Raw genomic sequence first — 15020 nt, 5'->3', positions numbered from 1 at the left:
CCGGTGCGGCAGGTGTGCGTGCGCCGATGATACTGCCGCAGATGCGAGAGAAATGTCGCCTGGAGCTTCGCATGAGCTGGGACTGTTATCTGTGGGGATGGCATGTGCGTTTGCATGGGACGCCCGTCCGGGTACCGTCATCCGGGAGGTGATAGCCCGTGAGTGAGACCCTCGGTCAGCCCGCCAGCCAGCCCATCGGCCAACCCCTCGGCCAGTCCCTCGCAGCCGCCGGTACGGACACCGTGCCGATGGCGGAACTGGCCCTGGCCGGTGATCTGGCCCGGCCGTCCCGGCTGACGGTGCCCGATCTGCTCGCCTGGCCCCAGCACACGGCGGCGGCCAGCTTCGAGTGCGCCACCAGCGGCGTCCGGCACCACCGCTTCACCGGCCCCCTGCTGCACGACGTGCTCTCGGCGGCCGGCCCCGGCTTCGACCCCCGCCGCCGCAAGGACCGTCTGCGCTTCCTGATCGCGGTCACCGGCGCCGACGGCCACCACGCCCTGCTCTCCTGGGCCGAGACCGACCCCGACTTCGGGAGGGCGCCCGTCCTGCTCGCGGTCACCCTCGACGACACCCCGCTGGACCGAGCCGGACCCCAACTCGTCCTCCCACAGGACCGCTGCGGCGCCCGGCACATCAGCGGCATCACCGCGATCCGTGTCGACGGCGGCTACCCCACCGGCACCGGAAACCCCGTTGCCGGAAGCGATCTAGGTAACTACCTTCACTCCATGGCGGACGACGAACCCACACGCGCGGCACGGCTGCTGGACGCCCAGGCGAAGGCCGAGCGGCTCTTCGCGGAGATCGAGAAGCTCGGGCTGGTGGCGCCGGGCGAGGGCGAACGGGCGGTCAGTGACCGGGTGCGTGACCTGGCGAACGAGATGTTCGGCACGACCCGGCACTGGCACAAGCGGATCGTGCGCTCCGGACCGAACACGCTCAAGCCGTACAAGGAGAACCCGCCGGACCGGGTGATCGGCGCGGACGACATCGTGTTCGCGGACTTCGGCCCGATCTTCGAGGAGTACGAGGCCGACTTCGGCCGGACCTTCGTCCTCGGCGACGACCCGGTCAAGCACCGGCTGCGCGACGACCTGCCACGGATCTTCGCCGCCGGCCGGAGCTTCTTCGACGCCGACCCGGACATCACCGGCGCGCGGCTGTACGCCGAGGTCGACCGGCTCGCCCGGGACGCCGGGTGGGAACTGGGCGGCTGGCACGCCGGGCACCTGGTCGGCGAGTTCCCGCACGAGTGGATCGACGGCGCCGACGTGGAGTCGTACGTCACTCCCGCCAACGACACCCCGATGCGCCGCACCGACAAGGCCGGGCGCCGCTGCCACTGGATCCTGGAGATCCATCTCATCGACAGGGAAAGGGAGTTCGGCGGCTTCCACGAGGAGCTGCTCACGCTCTGACCGGCGCGGCACAGGCCGAAGCCGCGATGTCCGGCCTTGCACCGCTCAATCCGGCCTCGCACCGCCCCGCCCGGCCTCACGCCGCCCCGTCGACGTCGTGGAGGACGCGTATGCTGCTGCGCCAGCCGCAGTACCTGGTCGCGCCGCCCCGCGAACGGCACTTCGTCCGCGCGGCGGCGGCCTGTCACGTCTCCCAGCCGTCCCTGTCCGCCGCGATCCGCCGCCTCGAACACGAGCTGGGTGTGCCCCTCGTAGCGCCGGGGCCACCGCTACGAGGGGCTCACCCCGGAGGGCGAGGTGGTCCTCGCGTGGGCGCACCGCATCCTCGCCGAACGGGACGGACTGCGCCAGGAGTTGTCGGCCCTGCGGGACGGACTGGCCGGTACGCTCCGCCTCGGCGTGGTCCCCACCGCCCTGCCCACCGCCTCCCTCCTCACCAACCCCTTCTGCGAACGCCACCCGAGGGCCCGGGTGAGCATCGAGTCGCTGTCCTCGGCCGAGATCACCCATGGGCTCGCCGAGTTCGAACTGGACGCGGCGATGACGTACCTCGACGCCGACACCCTCGGCCCCGCCCTGCGCCGACTGCCCCTGTACGAGGAGCGGTACGTCCTGCTCACCCCGGTCGACGGCCCCCTCGCCGACGCGGCCACCGCCCGCTGGGCCCAGGCCGCCGCGCTCCCGCTCTGCCTGCTCGGCCGGCGGATGCGCAACCGCCGCATCATCGACGAGTGCTTCGCCGCCGACGGGGCCACCGCCACGCCCGCGATCGAGTCCGACAGCGTGGCCGGGCTCTACGCCCACCTGCCCGCAGGCCGCTGGTCGAGCGTCGTCTCGCACGCGTGGCTGCACATGTTCGGTGTACCGGAAGGCATGCGGGTCGTCCCCCTGGAGGGCCCCGCGCACGGACCACGGGTGGGCCTGGTCACCGGCCCCGACGACCCGCCCTCGGTCCTCGCCGCGGCCCTGCTGGCGGTGGCCCGGGAGGCGGACGTACGCCGGGCCCTGGACGAACTCCTGCGCACCTACCTCACCCCGCGACGGGAGGACGAGGAGGGATGGCCGAGAGCCGATAGCCGTGGGCTATACCGGCATAGCCAGGTTCGCTTTGACCAGGGCGTTCGACCCCGAGGATGGTGAACGGCATCTGCAGGCAACGCAGTACCGGGTGGTGCTGGACGGCGGCTGGAACATCGCCGACCGCGTGGCCCGTTCGTACGACCTGGAGGGCATGCGCGTCGGTACGGTCGCCGCCGGACGCATCGGCCTCGCCGTGCTGAGCCGCCTCGCCCCCTTCGACGTGAGACTCCACTACACCGACCGGCACCGGCTGCCCGAGGAGACCGAGCGCGAACTGGGGCTCGTCTTCCACCCGTCGGCCGAGGACATGGTTCCGCACTGCGACGTCGTCACCATCAACGCGCCCCTGCACCCCGAGACCGAGGGCCTGTTCGGCGACAAGCTCCTCGGCGAGATGAAGCGCGGAGCGTATCTCATCAACACCGCCCGCGCGAAGATCGTCGACCGTGGGGCCGTCGAACGCGCCCTGCGCGAAGGGCAGTTGGCGGGCTACGCCGGTGACGTCTGGTACCGGCCAGCCCGCCCCGCCCGACCACCCCTGGCGGACCATGCCCCACCACGGCATGACCCCCCCCACATCTCCGGCTCGTCCCTGTCCGCGCAGGCCCGCTACGCGGCCGGCACCCGCGAGATCCTGGAGTCCTGGTTCACCGGCCGCCCGATCCGCGACGAGTACCTGATCACCGACGGCAGCGGGCTGGCCGGAACCGGCGCCCACTCGTACTCCGTCAACGGCTGGCCACCCGGGAGCGCCCCGGCCCCACCGGGCGGTCTAGGGAATCAGCATGGCGACGCACAAGGCCAGCGGGGCGACGATCAAGGCTGCCGCCATCGCCCAGCCGACGTTCGCGGACGACGCCTCGGCGACCTTCACGCAGAACGCCACCATCAGCATGATGTAGGGCACGAGCAGTGGAACGACGAACATGCCTGCCCCCATGGGACTCCCTTCGGACGGCCACGACTCCATCCCGGCATAGATTTGAACGCGTTCAAATGGTGGTCGGGCTGCTCGCCCCTCAATCCCGGGCGGCCGATGTTCCCAGGAGTCCGGTGCGAACCCGGTACAACCATCCGTACCGCCCGTGGGTCACATCAAGTGGGAGCAAAGTGCTCTCATGACCCAAGGGGGAAATATGCGAACCATCCGTAAGATCGCGGTTGTCGGTGCCTTAACGGCTCTGGCGGTGGGCTCCGCGACCGCGTTCGGCGCGAGCGCGTCCGCGGCACCCAACGTCACCCCGCAGGGCGTCTGCGGCAGCGCCTACAAGACCGTGAACTCGGCGCCGATCGGTGCGCTGGGCAAGGTCTACCTGACGTACAACCCGTCGAACGGCGAGAACTGCGTCGCGACCATCCGCACCAACCCGGGCACGCTCAAGCCCATGTCCACGTGGATCTACGTCCCCGCCACCGACGAGTACGCCGGGGACTCCGACAGCTACTCGTCGTACGCGGGGCCGGCCTACGTCTACGGCAAGGGCTACTGCGTGAGCTGGGGCGGCAACATCGACAACGTGTACGTGTCGGTGGAGAACTCCAACTGCGGTTCCCTGAAGGAACACCGGGTCACCGAGATCCGCTGACCCGGCACCTCGCCCCACGGTGAACCCGTCGGCTGCGCGGGCGCGCGACCGCGCAGCCGAATATCGCGTGCGCCCGTGCCGGGAGACGTAGCAGACTCCCCGGCATGGGCGACATGCGGATGTTCCGGGACGAGGTCACCGGCTGGGCGGGAGGCGGCTCCGGCGGGCCCGCGAGGGAGCTCGCGGAGCACCTCGGGGTGCACACCGCCGTCCTGCTGGAAGGGCTCAGCGACCTCGCGGCCGTCGAGGCACTCGCCGAGAGGCGGGGCCGCGACCTGGCCGCCGAGGGGGTGTGCGTGATGTCGATGGGCGGGGCGATGAGCGTCGGCCGCTACGCGGGACTCCTCGGACCCTCCGGCCTCGGCCTGCGCCTGATCGGCCTGTGCGACGAACGCGAGAAGCCCTTCTTCGACCGGGGTCTCGACCCGGCCTCCGCACCCCGCCCGAGCGTGTTCGTCTGCGCGGCGGACCTGGAGGACGAACTGATCCGGGCGCTGGGCCCGGCGCGGGTCGAGCAGATCATCGAGGCCGAGGACGAGCTGCGCCCCTGGCAGACCTTCGTCCGGCAGCCCGCCCAGCACGGCCGCCCCCGGCATCAGCTGCTGCGGCGCTTCCTCGGCACGAAGAAGGGCCGCAAGATCCGCTACGGCCGCCTCCTGGTCGAAGCCCTCGCACCCGACCAGGTGCCCGCCCCGCTGGACGACCTCTTCGCCCGCCTGTGAGCCCCTGCGGGCAGGCGTCGACCCACCCCCTCCGGACCGGCCCCTGGCGCCCTGACCTGGTGTGACTTCCCCCACCTGCTCTTGCCGGGGCGGAGTGGGCTTACCTACGTTCGGTCCCATGTCCCACCATGGCCGCGCCCTTCCCGGCGAACCGGATGACCCGACGACGGACCTGGTCGTCGACCTGACCTCGCACGAAATGCTCCGGCGCGCTCATGTCCTGGACGCCCTCGGCCCCGACTGGGACCCCATGGCCGCCCTGCGGGACGAGGAGGCGGCGTACGGGCTGCTCTACTCCGGCCTCGACGCGGAGCAGCGGCGCGTGTACGACGAACTGGTCGCGGCCGGTGTGCTCCCGCGCCAAGGGGGCGGCCATGCTGCCGCTTGACCCACAGGCCGACATCGGCCGCCGCGCCTGGGTGGCCTGCCCGAACTGCGACGACCGGCGCGGATGCGGCACCTGCGAGCAGGGCCGTACCTGCTCCGAGCACTGGCGTTATCTGCTCGCCAACCACGGCAGCCTGCTCCATCTGCAGTGCCGTTCGTGCACCCACATCTGGGCCCACGAGACCCATTTCGGCGCCACCCGCACCGCGTGGGAGCGCATCACGAGCGGCCTGCGACGACGCTGAGCGGCGGGGCCGGGCCGCCGATGAGGCCGTACGGCGGAGCACCGCCCGCTTTCGGATGACCCGGCCCGTCTGTCGCCGGGAACGGCGGACCACCCTGGCCGAGGATCTCGGTCGGCGGTCATCCCTGCCTGCCGTTCGTCCGCCCGGAGGCAGCCGTGCACATCCTGCTCCTAGCCAGCGCGTTCAACAGCCTCACCCAGCGCACCCACGCCGAGCTGCGCGACCGCGGCCACACCGTGGCGGTCGAACTCGTCCTGCCGGACAACCCGTTGGCGGAAGCCGTACGACGGCACGCGCCCGAGCTGATCGTGGCGCCGATGCTGCGGACGGCGATTCCCGAGGAGGTGTGGTCGGCCCACACCTGTCTCGTCGTCCATCCCGGACCGCCGGGCGACCGGGGACCCTCCTCCCTGGACTGGGCGATCCACGAGGGCATCGAGGAGTGGGGTGTCACCGTCCTCCAGGCCGACGCGGAGATGGACGCCGGCGATGTGTGGGCCACCCTGCCGTGCCGGATTCCCCCGGCGTCCAAGAGCGAGCTCTACCGGGGCGAGATCGCCGACGCCGCGATCGAGGCCGTCCTGCTGGCGGTGGAGCGCTTCGCCGACGGCACCTACGTCCCGCTCAGGCAGGACATGGCAGACCTGGCCGACCCCCGGCCGCGCACACGCCCCTACCTCGACCAGGGTGTCCGGCGGATCGACTGGGCCGAGGACTCCGCCCGGGACGTCCTGCGCAAGCTGAGGGCGGCGGACTCGCAGCCCGGTGTGCTGGACGTGCTGCTCGGCGGTGAGTGGTATCTGCACGGTGGCCACCCCGAGAGCGTGCTGCGCGGCAGGCCGGGCGAGCTGCTGGCCACCCGGGCCGGCGCGGTCTGCCGGGCCACCAAGGACGGCGCCGTATGGATCCCCGAGCTGCGGCCCAGGCGGGCACCGGGACAGCCGCCCACCTTCAAGCTGCCCGCCGTACGGGCCCTGGGCGACCGGCTGCCGCCGCTGCCCGAGCACACCCTGACCCCGTTGCCCGAGGTGCCCCACGACACCTGGTCGGACATCCGCTACCGGGAGGACGGGAACGTGGGCTTCCTGTCCTTCGCGTTCCCCGGTGGTGCCATGGGCACGGACCAGTGCCGGCGTCTGCTGGCCGCCTACCGGGAGGCGTGCGCGCGGCCCACGTCCGTGCTGGTGCTGGGCGGCGAACGGGACTTCTTCTCCAACGGGATCCACCTGGGCGTCATCGAGGCCGCCGCCGACCCCGCCACCGAGTCCTGGGCGAACATCAACGCCATCGACGACCTGGTCGAAGTGATTCTCACCACCACGGACCGCCTGGTGGTCGCGGCGGTCGCGGGCAACGCGGCGGCGGGCGGCGTGATGCTCGCCCTGGCCGCCGACGAGGTGTGGTGCCGCTCGGGCGCCGTCCTCAACCCGCACTACCGGCTGATGGGCCTGTACGGCTCCGAGTACTGGACGTACTCGCTGCCACGCCGGGTGGGGACCGAGGCGGCCGAGCGGCTCATGCGCGAGGCCCTGCCGGTGAGTGCGGCGAACGCACTGCGCCTCGGGCTCGTCGACCGGGTGGTCGACCGCGGTCCCGGCGCGTTCGCGGGGGAGGTCGGCGGGCTCGCGGCCCGGCTCGCCTCCCTTCCCGCGACCTCGTCCCGGATCACCGCGAAGAAGACCGAGCTGGACCGGCTGGAGAGCACGACCCCGCTCGCCGGCTTCCGGGAGCGGGAGCTGACCCGGATGCGCCGGACCTTCGACGACCCGGACGCCCCGTACCACGCCCTGCGTCGCGCCTTCGTCCACAAGAAGCGGCCACCGCGCACCCCGCCGCATCTCGGAACCGCCCCGGTTGCGTGAACCTGCCGGTTCCGCTCCGTCACCGATGTCACCGGAACGGCCCTCGATGGCGTCCCGTCGCGGCCGATCGGCTGATACCAAGAGAACCGATGGTCGAAATGAAGGCTTTCATCCCTTACCTCCCCAGGAGGCGGTCCCATGACTGAGGCGACGCCGGGAACAGTCGATGCCGCGCACGCGGGCGGTGCGCCCGCCGACGAGACCCCCACGATCCACATTCTCTGGATCAACGCGGGGCTGAGCTGCGACGGCGACTCGGTCGCGCTGACGGCGGCCATGCAGCCCAGCATCGAGGAGATCGTGCTCGGTGTGCTGCCGGGGCTTCCGAAGATCGCCGTCCACTGGCCGCTGATCGACTTCGAGTGCGGCCCGGTCGGCGGCGCGGACACGTTCATCGAGTGGTTCTTCAAGGGGGAGAGGGGCGAGATCGACCCGTTCGTGCTGGTCGTCGAGGGTTCCATCCCGAACGAGGCGATCAAGCCGGAGGGCTACTGGTGCGGCTTCGGCGACAACCCGGAGACCGGGCAGCCGATCACCACCAGCGAATGGATCGACCGGCTCGCGCCGAAGGCCCTCGCGGTCGTCGCCATCGGCACCTGCGCCACCTACGGCGGCATCCACGCCATGGCGGGCAACCCGACCGGCGCCATGGGGCTGCCGGACTACCTCGGCTGGGACTGGAAGTCCCAGGCCGGCATCCCCATCGTGTGCGTCCCGGGCTGTCCGATCCAGCCGGACAACTTCTCCGAGACGCTCACCTATCTGCTCTACCAGGCGGCCGGCGCCGCCCCGATGATCCCGCTCGACGACAAGCTGCGCCCCACCTGGCTGTTCGGCGCCACCGTGCACGAGGGCTGCGACCGCGCCGGCTACTACGAGCAGGGCCAGTTCGCCTCGTCGTACGACTCGCCGACCTGTCTGGTCAAGCTCGGCTGCTGGGGCCCGGTCGTCAAGTGCAACGTCCCCAAGCGCGGCTGGATGAACGGCATCGGCGGCTGCCCCAACGTCGGCGGCATCTGCATCGCCTGCACCATGCCCGGCTTCCCCGACAAGTTCATGCCGTTCATGGACGAGCCCCCCGGCGCCAAGCTCTCCAGCAACGCCAGCGGCGCGTACGGCGCCGTGGTCCGCAGGCTGCGGTCGATCACCGCGAAGACCGTGGACAAGGAGCCCAGGTGGCGCCGTGCCGGACAGAAGATCACCACCGGGTACCGGCCCCCGTGGTGAGCGGCCCCCACGCGTAGCCGGATCCCCGCCTCGCGCACCCCCGCCTCGCGCACCTCCGCCTCGCGCACCTCCGCCTCGCGCACCTCCGCCTCGCGCACCTCCGCCTCGCGCACCTCCGCCTTGTGCACCCCATCCGAACCACCCGCAACCTCCCGCGCAATGACGCAACGAAGGGCACGGCACACAGATGTCACCGAAGACGAAGACCGCCGGCGACGGCAGTGGCCTGGTGGAGATGGCCTGGGACCCGATCACCCGGATCGTGGGCTCCCTGGGCATCCACACGAAGATCGACTTCAAGCAGAAGCGGGTCGCCGAGTGCTACAGCACGTCGTCGGTCTTCCGCGGCTACAGCGTCTTCATGCGCGGCAAGGACCCACGCGACGCCCACTTCATCACCAGCCGCATCTGCGGCATCTGCGGCGACAACCACGCCACCTGCTCGGTGTACGCGCAGAACATGGCGTACGGCGTGAAGCCCCCGCACCTCGGCGAGTGGATCATCAACCTCGGTGAGTCGGCGGAGTACATGTTCGACCACAACATCTTCCAGGAGAACCTGGTCGGGGTCGACTACTGCGAGAAAATGGTCAAGGAGACCAACCCCGGCGTCCTCGAACTCGCCGAACGCACCGAGGCCCCGCACGCCGCCGAGCACGGCTACCGCACCATCGCCGACATCATGCGCTCGCTCAACCCCCTGGAGGGCGAGTTCTACCGCGAGGCGCTCCAAGTGAGCCGCTACACGCGGGAGATGTTCTGCCTGATGGAGGGCCGTCACGTCCACCCCTCCACGCTCTACCCGGGCGGCGTCGGCACCATCGCCTCCGTCCAGCTCTTCACCGACTACATGAGCCGCCTCATGCGGTACGTCGAGTTCATGAAGCGCGTGGTGCCGCTCCACGACGACCTGTTCGACTTCTTCTACGAGGCCCTGCCCGGCTACGAGGAGGTCGGCCGCCGCCGGGTCATGCTCGGCTGCTGGGGCGCGCTCAACGACCCCGAGCACTGCGACTTCACCTACGCCAACATGACCGACTGGGGACGGAAGATGTTCGTCACCCCCGGCGTCGTCGTGGACGGCAAGCTGGTCACCAACGACCTCACCGAGATCAACCTCGGCATCCGCATCCTCCTCGGCAGCTCCTACTACGAGGACTGGCAGGGCCAGGAGCAGTTCGTCACCCACGACCCGCTCGGCAACCCGGTGGACCCGCGCCACCCGTGGAACCAGCACACCATCCCGGCCCCGCAGAAGCGGAACTTCGACGACAAGTACAGCTGGGTGATGTCCCCGCGCTGGTTCGACGGCAAGGACCACCTCGCCCTCGACACCGGCGGCGGCCCCATCGCCCGCCTCTGGTCCACCGCCCTGTCCGGGCTCGTCGACATCGGCTACATCAAGGCCACCGGCCACAGCGTGGTCATCAACCTGCCCCGCACCATGACCAAGCCGGAGACCACCTTCGAGTGGAAGATCCCGAAGTGGTCCAACGCGCTGGAACGCAACCGCGCCCGTACCTACTTCCAGGCGTACGCCGCCGCTGTCGCCCTGCACTGCGCGGAGAAGGGTCTCGCCGAGGTCCGCGCCGGACGCACCCAGACCTGGGAGAAGTTCGAGGTCCCGGACGAGGGCATCGGCGTCGGGTTCACCGAGGCCGTACGCGGCGTCCTCTCCCACCACATGGTGATCCGCGACGGCAAGATCGCCAACTACCACCCGTATCCGCCGACCCCCTGGAACGCCAGCACCCGGGACACCTTCGGCACCCCCGGCCCCTACGAGGACGCCGTACAGAACACGCCCATCTTCGAGGAGAACACCCCGGAGAACTTCAAGGGCATCGACATCATGCGCGCGGTCCGCAGCTTCGACCCCTGTCTGCCCTGCGGCGTCCACATGTACGTCGGCGGCGGCAAGACCGTGAAGTCGATGCACGTGCCCACCGGCCTGAGCGGACTGGGCGGATGAGCGCGGTCACGACGGCGCCGGCGCCGGTCAACGCCGAGCGGACCGGACGCCGCGTCGAGGAGGTGCTCGACCGGCTGGCGGCGAGCGGCGACCCGGCCGTCACCACGGCGGCGGAGGAACTCGTGCGGTCCCTCATGGACTTCTACGGCGCGGGCCTCGCCCGCGTCCTCCACCTGCTGTCCACCGCACCCGGCGACCCGGCGGCACGGCTCCTCGGGGACGAACTGGTCGCGAGCCTGCTCGTCCTGCACGACCTGCACCCCGAGGACCGCGACACCCGCATCGCCCGCGCCCTCGACAGCGTCCACGAACACGCCCTGGACGTAGTGGACTTCGACGAGGAGACCGGCACGCTCACGCTGCGGGCCCGGGAGAGCGGCGGCGGGTGCGGCTGCGGCTCCGGCGCGGACGCCCGGCAGGCCGCCGAGGCGGCGCTCACCTGCTTCGCACCCGAGGTCACGGTCGTCGAACTGAAGGCCGCGCCCACCCTGTTGCAGATCGGGACGAAGGCCCGGTGACCGCTCCCACCATCGGCCTGCGCCGGTTCGTCACCGAGCGGGCACCGCAGCCCGAACAATGCGAACTGTGCGCGGTGGCGGTGCCCGAGGACCACCGCCACCTGGTCGACACCGAGAAACGTGCCCTCGTCTGCGCCTGCACCGCCTGCGCGCTCCTGATGGAACAGCCGGGCGCCGCCGCGGGCCGCTTCCGCGCCGTCCCCGCCCGCTACCTCACCGACCCCGGACACCGCCTCGACGACACCACGTGGGAAGCCCTGCAGATCCCGGTCGGCGTCGCCTTCCTCTTCCGCAACGCGGCCCTCGACCGACTGGTCGCCCTCTACCCGAGCCCGGCCGGAGCCACCGAGAGCGAACTCGAACCGGCCACCTGGGAGGCTGTCCTCGGCGGCAGCCGCCTCGCCGGACTCCTCGAACCCGACGTGGAGGCCCTGCTGCTGCGCCGCACGGACGGACGCTGCGAGGCGTATCTCGTACCGATCGACATCTGCTACGAACTCGTGGGCCGTATGCGCCTGTTGTGGCACGGCTTCGACGGCGGGGCCGAGGCCCGCGCCGCCCTGGACGCGTTCTTCGCGGACGTCGCGCGCCGCGCCCGTCCCGTGGCCGAGGTGGTGCGCCCGTGACGACGGAATTCTCCTTCGCCTGCACCGGCGTCCGCGCCGACCGGTACGCCGCCGGACCGACCCTCGTCTTCCGGCTGCGCGTCACCGCCGCCGACAACGCGCGCGTGCACGCCCTCGCCCTGCGCTGCCAGATCCGTATCGAACCCGCCCGACGCGGCTACGAGCCCGCCGAGGCCGACGGACTGACGGACCTCTTCGGCGAACGCTCCCGCTGGGGCAGCACGCTCCAGCCCGTGCAGTTCGCCCAGGTCGCGGTCATGGTCCCGAGCTTCACCGGAGAGATCGAGACCGACCTCGTCGTGCCCTGCACCTACGACATGGAGATCGCCGCCACCCGCTACCTCACCGCCCTCACCGACGGCGAGGTCCCCCTGCTGATGCTGTTCTCCGGTACGGCGTTCACCGGCGACGGCGGCTTCCGGGTCGAACCCGTCCCCTGGGACCGGGAGGCGGCCTTCCGGATGCCGGTCACCGCCTGGCGGGACATGGTCGAGCAGCACTTCCCCGGCTGCGGCTGGATCCGGCTGCCCCGCGACACCATGGACGCCCTCCTCGCCTACCGCTCCCGGCACGCACTGCCCTCCTGGGAGGCGACCCTCACGGCCCTGCTCGACGAGAGCCGTGCCGCGGACGCGCCCGTGCGGGACCCGTTCCGCGCGCTCACCGGTACCACCGGAAGGACCGACCCGTGACCGTCACCGCGTTCGCCGCCGAGACCGAGGAACGGTTCGCCGTCGCCCGCCAGGTGGCCGACGCCGTCCTCTTCGAGGGCTATGTGCTCTACCCGTACCGCGCCTCCGCCGCCAAGAACCGGCTGCGCTGGCAGTTCGGGGTGCTCGTGCCGCCCGGCTGGGGCGCCGAGTGCGAGGAACACGACTTCCAGCACACCGAATGCCTGATGGAACCCAAGGCGGGCGCGACCCTCTCCGTCGAGGTGCGGTTCCTGCACGCCCGGCGGCGCACGGTACAACGGGTCCGCCCGGACGGCGGCTTCGACACCGTCGCCGAACTCGACCTCGACGACCGGGTGCTGGTGCCCTGGGACGAGGGGTTCGAGGAACGGGTCGAGGTGATCGCGCCGGTGGACGACCTCCTCGGCGACGGTGTCACCCGTCCCTTCCGGGTGCCGGCCCGGGAGGACACCGCACCCGTCCTCGACGCGGCCGGCCGGAGCGTCGGCCGACTGGTCCGGCGCTCCGAGGAGATCAACGGCACGGTCCGGCTGTCCGCCCGCGAACTCGACGGCCCCTACCGGACGTTGCGGCTGACCGCCGTCGTCGAGAACACCAGCGGCTGGACACCGCCCGAGGGCCGCGGCGCCGACCGGGACGCCGCGCTGCCGCACTCCCTGGTCGCCACCCACCTCCTCATGGCCCTCAGCGCCGGATCGTTCCTGTCGATGACCGATCCCCCCGAGTGGGCCAAGGGCGCGATCGCCTCCTGCCGCAATCTGCACACCTGGCCCGTGCTCGCCGGCGAACCCGGCCGCGCCGACCTCGTGCTGTCCTCCCCGATCATCCTGGAGGACCATCCGGCCATCGCCCCGGAGAGCCCCGGCGCGCTCTACGACGCCACCGAGATCGACGAGATCCTCGCGCTGCGCACCGCCGCCCTCACCGACGAGGAGAAACGCGAGGCCCGGGGCACCGACGAACGGGCCGCCGCCGTCATCGAGCTGGCCGACTCGATGCCGGCCGAGGTTCTGGAGCGGCTCCACGGGGCGGTACGGAGTCTGCGCGAGGTCACCGGGCCCGAACCCGCTGTTCGAGCCGACGGCTTCCCCGACGAGTACGGGGTGTCGCGGCCGGACACCCCCTGGTGGGATCCCGCGAGCGACGCGGGTTTCGACCCGGCCCAGGACCGGGTCGTCGTGGACGGCCGGTCGGTGGGCAAGGGCAGCCGCGTCGAACTGCACCCGGGCATGCGACGCACCGACGCACAGGACATCTTCCTGCGGGGCCGCACCGCGACGGTCGAGGCCGTCCTGCACGACGTCGACGGCGGAGTGCACCTCGCGGTCACCGTCGAGAGCGACCCGGGCGCCGACATCCGCCGCGAGCAGGGACGCTTCCTGTACTTCCAGCCCGACGAGATCACCCCGCTGGAGGACGACGCATGACCCCGCCGACACAACCCGGCCCCAGGACCCTCGTCGCCGGTATCGGCAACGTCTTCCTCGGCGACGACGGCTTCGGCGTGGAGACCGTACGCCTGCTCGCCGAACGCGAACTCCCCGCAGACATCGGGGTGGTGGACATCGGGGTCCGGGGAGTGCACCTCGCCTACCAGCTCCTGGACGGCTACGACACCCTCGTCCTCGTGGACGCCACGGCACGCGGCGGAGCCCCCGGCACGCTGTATGTGATCGACCACGAGATCGGCGGCGCGAGCCCGTCGCCGACCGCACCCGCCCTGGACGGCCACCGGATGACCCCCGACACCGTCCTGGCGCTGCTCGGCACCCTCTGCGCCGGGACCGACGGCGAACCACCGCGCCGCGTGCTGGTCGTCGGCTGCGAACCGGCCTCGGTGGACGAACGCATCGGGCTCAGCATGCCGGTGTCCGAGGCCGTGCCGGAGGCCGTCCGGCTGATCGAGGAACTGCTGCGCGGCGCTGAGCCGCCCGTGGCGCGGAGTCCGACCACTGAGGTCCCTACCACTGAGGTCCCGACCACTGAGGTCCCGACCACTGGGGTTTCGACCGCTGAGGCTTCGACATGAGGAGAGAGACGGGATGAAGAAGATCGTCATCGGAGGAGCGGCCGTGGCCGCCCTGGTCGCCGTGGCCGCCGAGGTACTGCCGGACATCAGGCGCTACCTGAGGATCCGACGGATGTGAACCGAGGGCGGCGAGCGGTTGCGTCGAACGGCGTACCCGTCGGCCGGTGACGGCGTGCCGGGCCGGACGTCCCGGGCGGGCACGCCTCTAATGAACCCCGGCGTGACCCGGACGGCGAGAGGACGGCGGAGACCCATGCACGAGATGTCCGTCGCACTGGCCGTGGTCGACCAGGTCGCGGAGGCCGCCGACCGGGCCGGGAACGTCACGGCGGTCCGCTCGGTACGGCTCCAGGTCGGCGAACTCGCCGGTGTCGTCCCCGACTCCCTCACCTTCTGCTTCGAACTCGCCTGCGCCGGAACCCTGTTGGAGGGTGCCGAGCTGGTCACCGAAGCGGTTCCGGGGCGGGCCCAGTGCACTGCCTGCGCCCACGAATGGGCCGTCGGCATGCCGCCGCGGCTGACCTGCCCCGTGTGCGACGGGACGCGGACCGACCTGCTCTCGGGCCGGGAACTGCAGATCGTCGACGTGCGCTGGGAGGCCGACGGCCCCGCGCACACCCCCACCCGCGAACCGATCCCCGAGGAGCGCTGAC

Annotated in this window: 15 protein-coding genes and 3 pseudogenes; all 18 read left to right on the top strand. The window is 71.4% G+C overall.

The window, feature by feature from the left end; genetic code table 11:
• Positions 1-248: 248 nt before the first annotated feature.
• Positions 249-686: pseudogene (locus F9278_RS01070) on the top strand (molybdopterin-dependent oxidoreductase); the annotation flags it as partial.
• 45 nt (positions 687-731) lie between these two features.
• Positions 732-1421, top strand: coding sequence for a M24 family metallopeptidase (locus F9278_RS01065; protein ID WP_152173620.1), 690 nt, complete (start codon positions 732-734; stop codon positions 1419-1421).
• A 110-nt stretch (positions 1422-1531) separates the two neighbouring features.
• Positions 1532-2453, top strand: a pseudogene (locus F9278_RS01060) (LysR family transcriptional regulator); the annotation flags it as partial.
• 76 nt (positions 2454-2529) lie between these two features.
• Positions 2530-3654 (top strand): NAD(P)-dependent oxidoreductase, encoded by a 1125-nt coding sequence (locus tag F9278_RS48060; RefSeq protein ID WP_264300156.1) that lies wholly within the window; start codon positions 2530-2532, stop codon positions 3652-3654.
• Positions 3638-4087 (top strand): spore-associated protein, encoded by a 450-nt coding sequence (locus tag F9278_RS01050; protein ID WP_152166550.1) that lies wholly within the window; start codon positions 3638-3640, stop codon positions 4085-4087. The genes F9278_RS48060 and F9278_RS01050 overlap by 17 nt, the downstream gene beginning before the upstream one ends.
• Positions 4088-4191: 104 nt before the next feature.
• Entirely contained in the window at positions 4192-4809 is a 618-nt protein-coding gene (locus F9278_RS01045; RefSeq protein ID WP_152166549.1) for a TOPRIM nucleotidyl transferase/hydrolase domain-containing protein, read from the top strand.
• A gap of 118 nt (positions 4810-4927) precedes the next feature.
• Complete coding sequence (locus F9278_RS01040; RefSeq protein WP_152166548.1) at positions 4928-5197, top strand: DUF6400 family protein; 270 nt, start codon at positions 4928-4930, stop codon at positions 5195-5197.
• Positions 5184-5441 (top strand): hypothetical protein, encoded by a 258-nt coding sequence (locus tag F9278_RS01035; RefSeq protein ID WP_152166547.1) that lies wholly within the window; start codon positions 5184-5186, stop codon positions 5439-5441. The genes F9278_RS01040 and F9278_RS01035 overlap by 14 nt, the downstream gene beginning before the upstream one ends.
• Before the next feature lie 155 nt (positions 5442-5596).
• Positions 5597-7300: pseudogene (locus F9278_RS01030) on the top strand (enoyl-CoA hydratase-related protein); the annotation flags it as partial.
• A 141-nt stretch (positions 7301-7441) separates the two neighbouring features.
• Positions 7442-8530: an NADH-quinone oxidoreductase subunit B family protein gene (locus tag F9278_RS01025; RefSeq protein WP_152166545.1), complete on the top strand. Its 1089-nt coding sequence runs from the start codon at positions 7442-7444 to the stop codon at positions 8528-8530.
• 187 nt (positions 8531-8717) lie between these two features.
• Positions 8718-10502 (top strand): nickel-dependent hydrogenase large subunit, encoded by a 1785-nt coding sequence (locus F9278_RS01020; protein ID WP_152166544.1) that lies wholly within the window; start codon positions 8718-8720, stop codon positions 10500-10502.
• Positions 10499-11020 carry a protein kinase family protein gene (locus F9278_RS01015; protein ID WP_152166543.1) on the top strand — a complete coding sequence of 174 codons (522 nt, stop codon included), beginning with the start codon at positions 10499-10501 and terminating at the stop codon, positions 11018-11020. Before F9278_RS01020 ends, F9278_RS01015 begins: the two co-directional genes overlap by 4 nt.
• Positions 11017-11646: a DUF5947 family protein gene (locus F9278_RS01010; RefSeq protein WP_152166542.1), complete on the top strand. Its 630-nt coding sequence runs from the start codon at positions 11017-11019 to the stop codon at positions 11644-11646. The genes F9278_RS01015 and F9278_RS01010 overlap by 4 nt, the downstream gene beginning before the upstream one ends.
• Positions 11643-12338, top strand: coding sequence for a DUF6084 family protein (locus F9278_RS01005; RefSeq protein ID WP_152166541.1), 696 nt, complete (start codon positions 11643-11645; stop codon positions 12336-12338). The genes F9278_RS01010 and F9278_RS01005 overlap by 4 nt, the downstream gene beginning before the upstream one ends.
• Entirely contained in the window at positions 12335-13765 is a 1431-nt protein-coding gene (locus F9278_RS01000) for a hypothetical protein (RefSeq protein ID WP_152166540.1), read from the top strand. Before F9278_RS01005 ends, F9278_RS01000 begins: the two co-directional genes overlap by 4 nt.
• Positions 13762-14367, top strand: a complete 606-nt coding sequence (locus F9278_RS00995) for a hydrogenase maturation protease (protein ID WP_152166539.1) — start codon at positions 13762-13764, stop codon at positions 14365-14367. The genes F9278_RS01000 and F9278_RS00995 overlap by 4 nt, the downstream gene beginning before the upstream one ends.
• A gap of 13 nt (positions 14368-14380) precedes the next feature.
• A complete protein-coding gene (locus F9278_RS48595; protein ID WP_371573149.1) occupies positions 14381-14485 on the top strand; it encodes a DUF6893 family small protein in 105 nt (34 codons plus the stop codon).
• 135 nt (positions 14486-14620) lie between these two features.
• Positions 14621-15019 carry a hydrogenase maturation nickel metallochaperone HypA gene (gene hypA, locus F9278_RS00990; RefSeq protein ID WP_152166538.1) on the top strand — a complete coding sequence of 133 codons (399 nt, stop codon included), beginning with the start codon at positions 14621-14623 and terminating at the stop codon, positions 15017-15019.
• Position 15020: the final 1 nt, after the last annotated feature.

Source organism: Streptomyces phaeolivaceus (assembly GCF_009184865.1).
Lineage (GTDB): Bacteria > Actinomycetota > Actinomycetes > Streptomycetales > Streptomycetaceae > Streptomyces > Streptomyces phaeolivaceus.
The sequence above is the reverse complement of the archived record's forward strand: the minus strand, read 5'-3'. Positions and strand labels throughout refer to the sequence as shown.

Coding starts and splice junctions, on each gene's coding strand:
- F9278_RS48595 (WP_371573149.1), top strand. CDS start 14,381: ATGAAGAAGATCGTCATCGGAGGAGCGGCCGTGGCCGCCCTGGTCGCC.
- F9278_RS01035 (WP_152166547.1), top strand. CDS start 5,184: ATGCTGCCGCTTGACCCACAGGCCGACATCGGCCGCCGCGCCTGGGTG.
- F9278_RS01020 (WP_152166544.1), top strand. CDS start 8,718: ATGTCACCGAAGACGAAGACCGCCGGCGACGGCAGTGGCCTGGTGGAG.
- F9278_RS01050 (WP_152166550.1), top strand. CDS start 3,638: ATGCGAACCATCCGTAAGATCGCGGTTGTCGGTGCCTTAACGGCTCTG.
- F9278_RS01065 (WP_152173620.1), top strand. CDS start 732: ATGGCGGACGACGAACCCACACGCGCGGCACGGCTGCTGGACGCCCAG.
- F9278_RS00995 (WP_152166539.1), top strand. CDS start 13,762: ATGACCCCGCCGACACAACCCGGCCCCAGGACCCTCGTCGCCGGTATC.
- hypA (WP_152166538.1), top strand. CDS start 14,621: ATGCACGAGATGTCCGTCGCACTGGCCGTGGTCGACCAGGTCGCGGAG.
- F9278_RS01015 (WP_152166543.1), top strand. CDS start 10,499: ATGAGCGCGGTCACGACGGCGCCGGCGCCGGTCAACGCCGAGCGGACC.
- F9278_RS01040 (WP_152166548.1), top strand. CDS start 4,928: ATGTCCCACCATGGCCGCGCCCTTCCCGGCGAACCGGATGACCCGACG.
- F9278_RS01045 (WP_152166549.1), top strand. CDS start 4,192: ATGGGCGACATGCGGATGTTCCGGGACGAGGTCACCGGCTGGGCGGGA.
- F9278_RS01025 (WP_152166545.1), top strand. CDS start 7,442: ATGACTGAGGCGACGCCGGGAACAGTCGATGCCGCGCACGCGGGCGGT.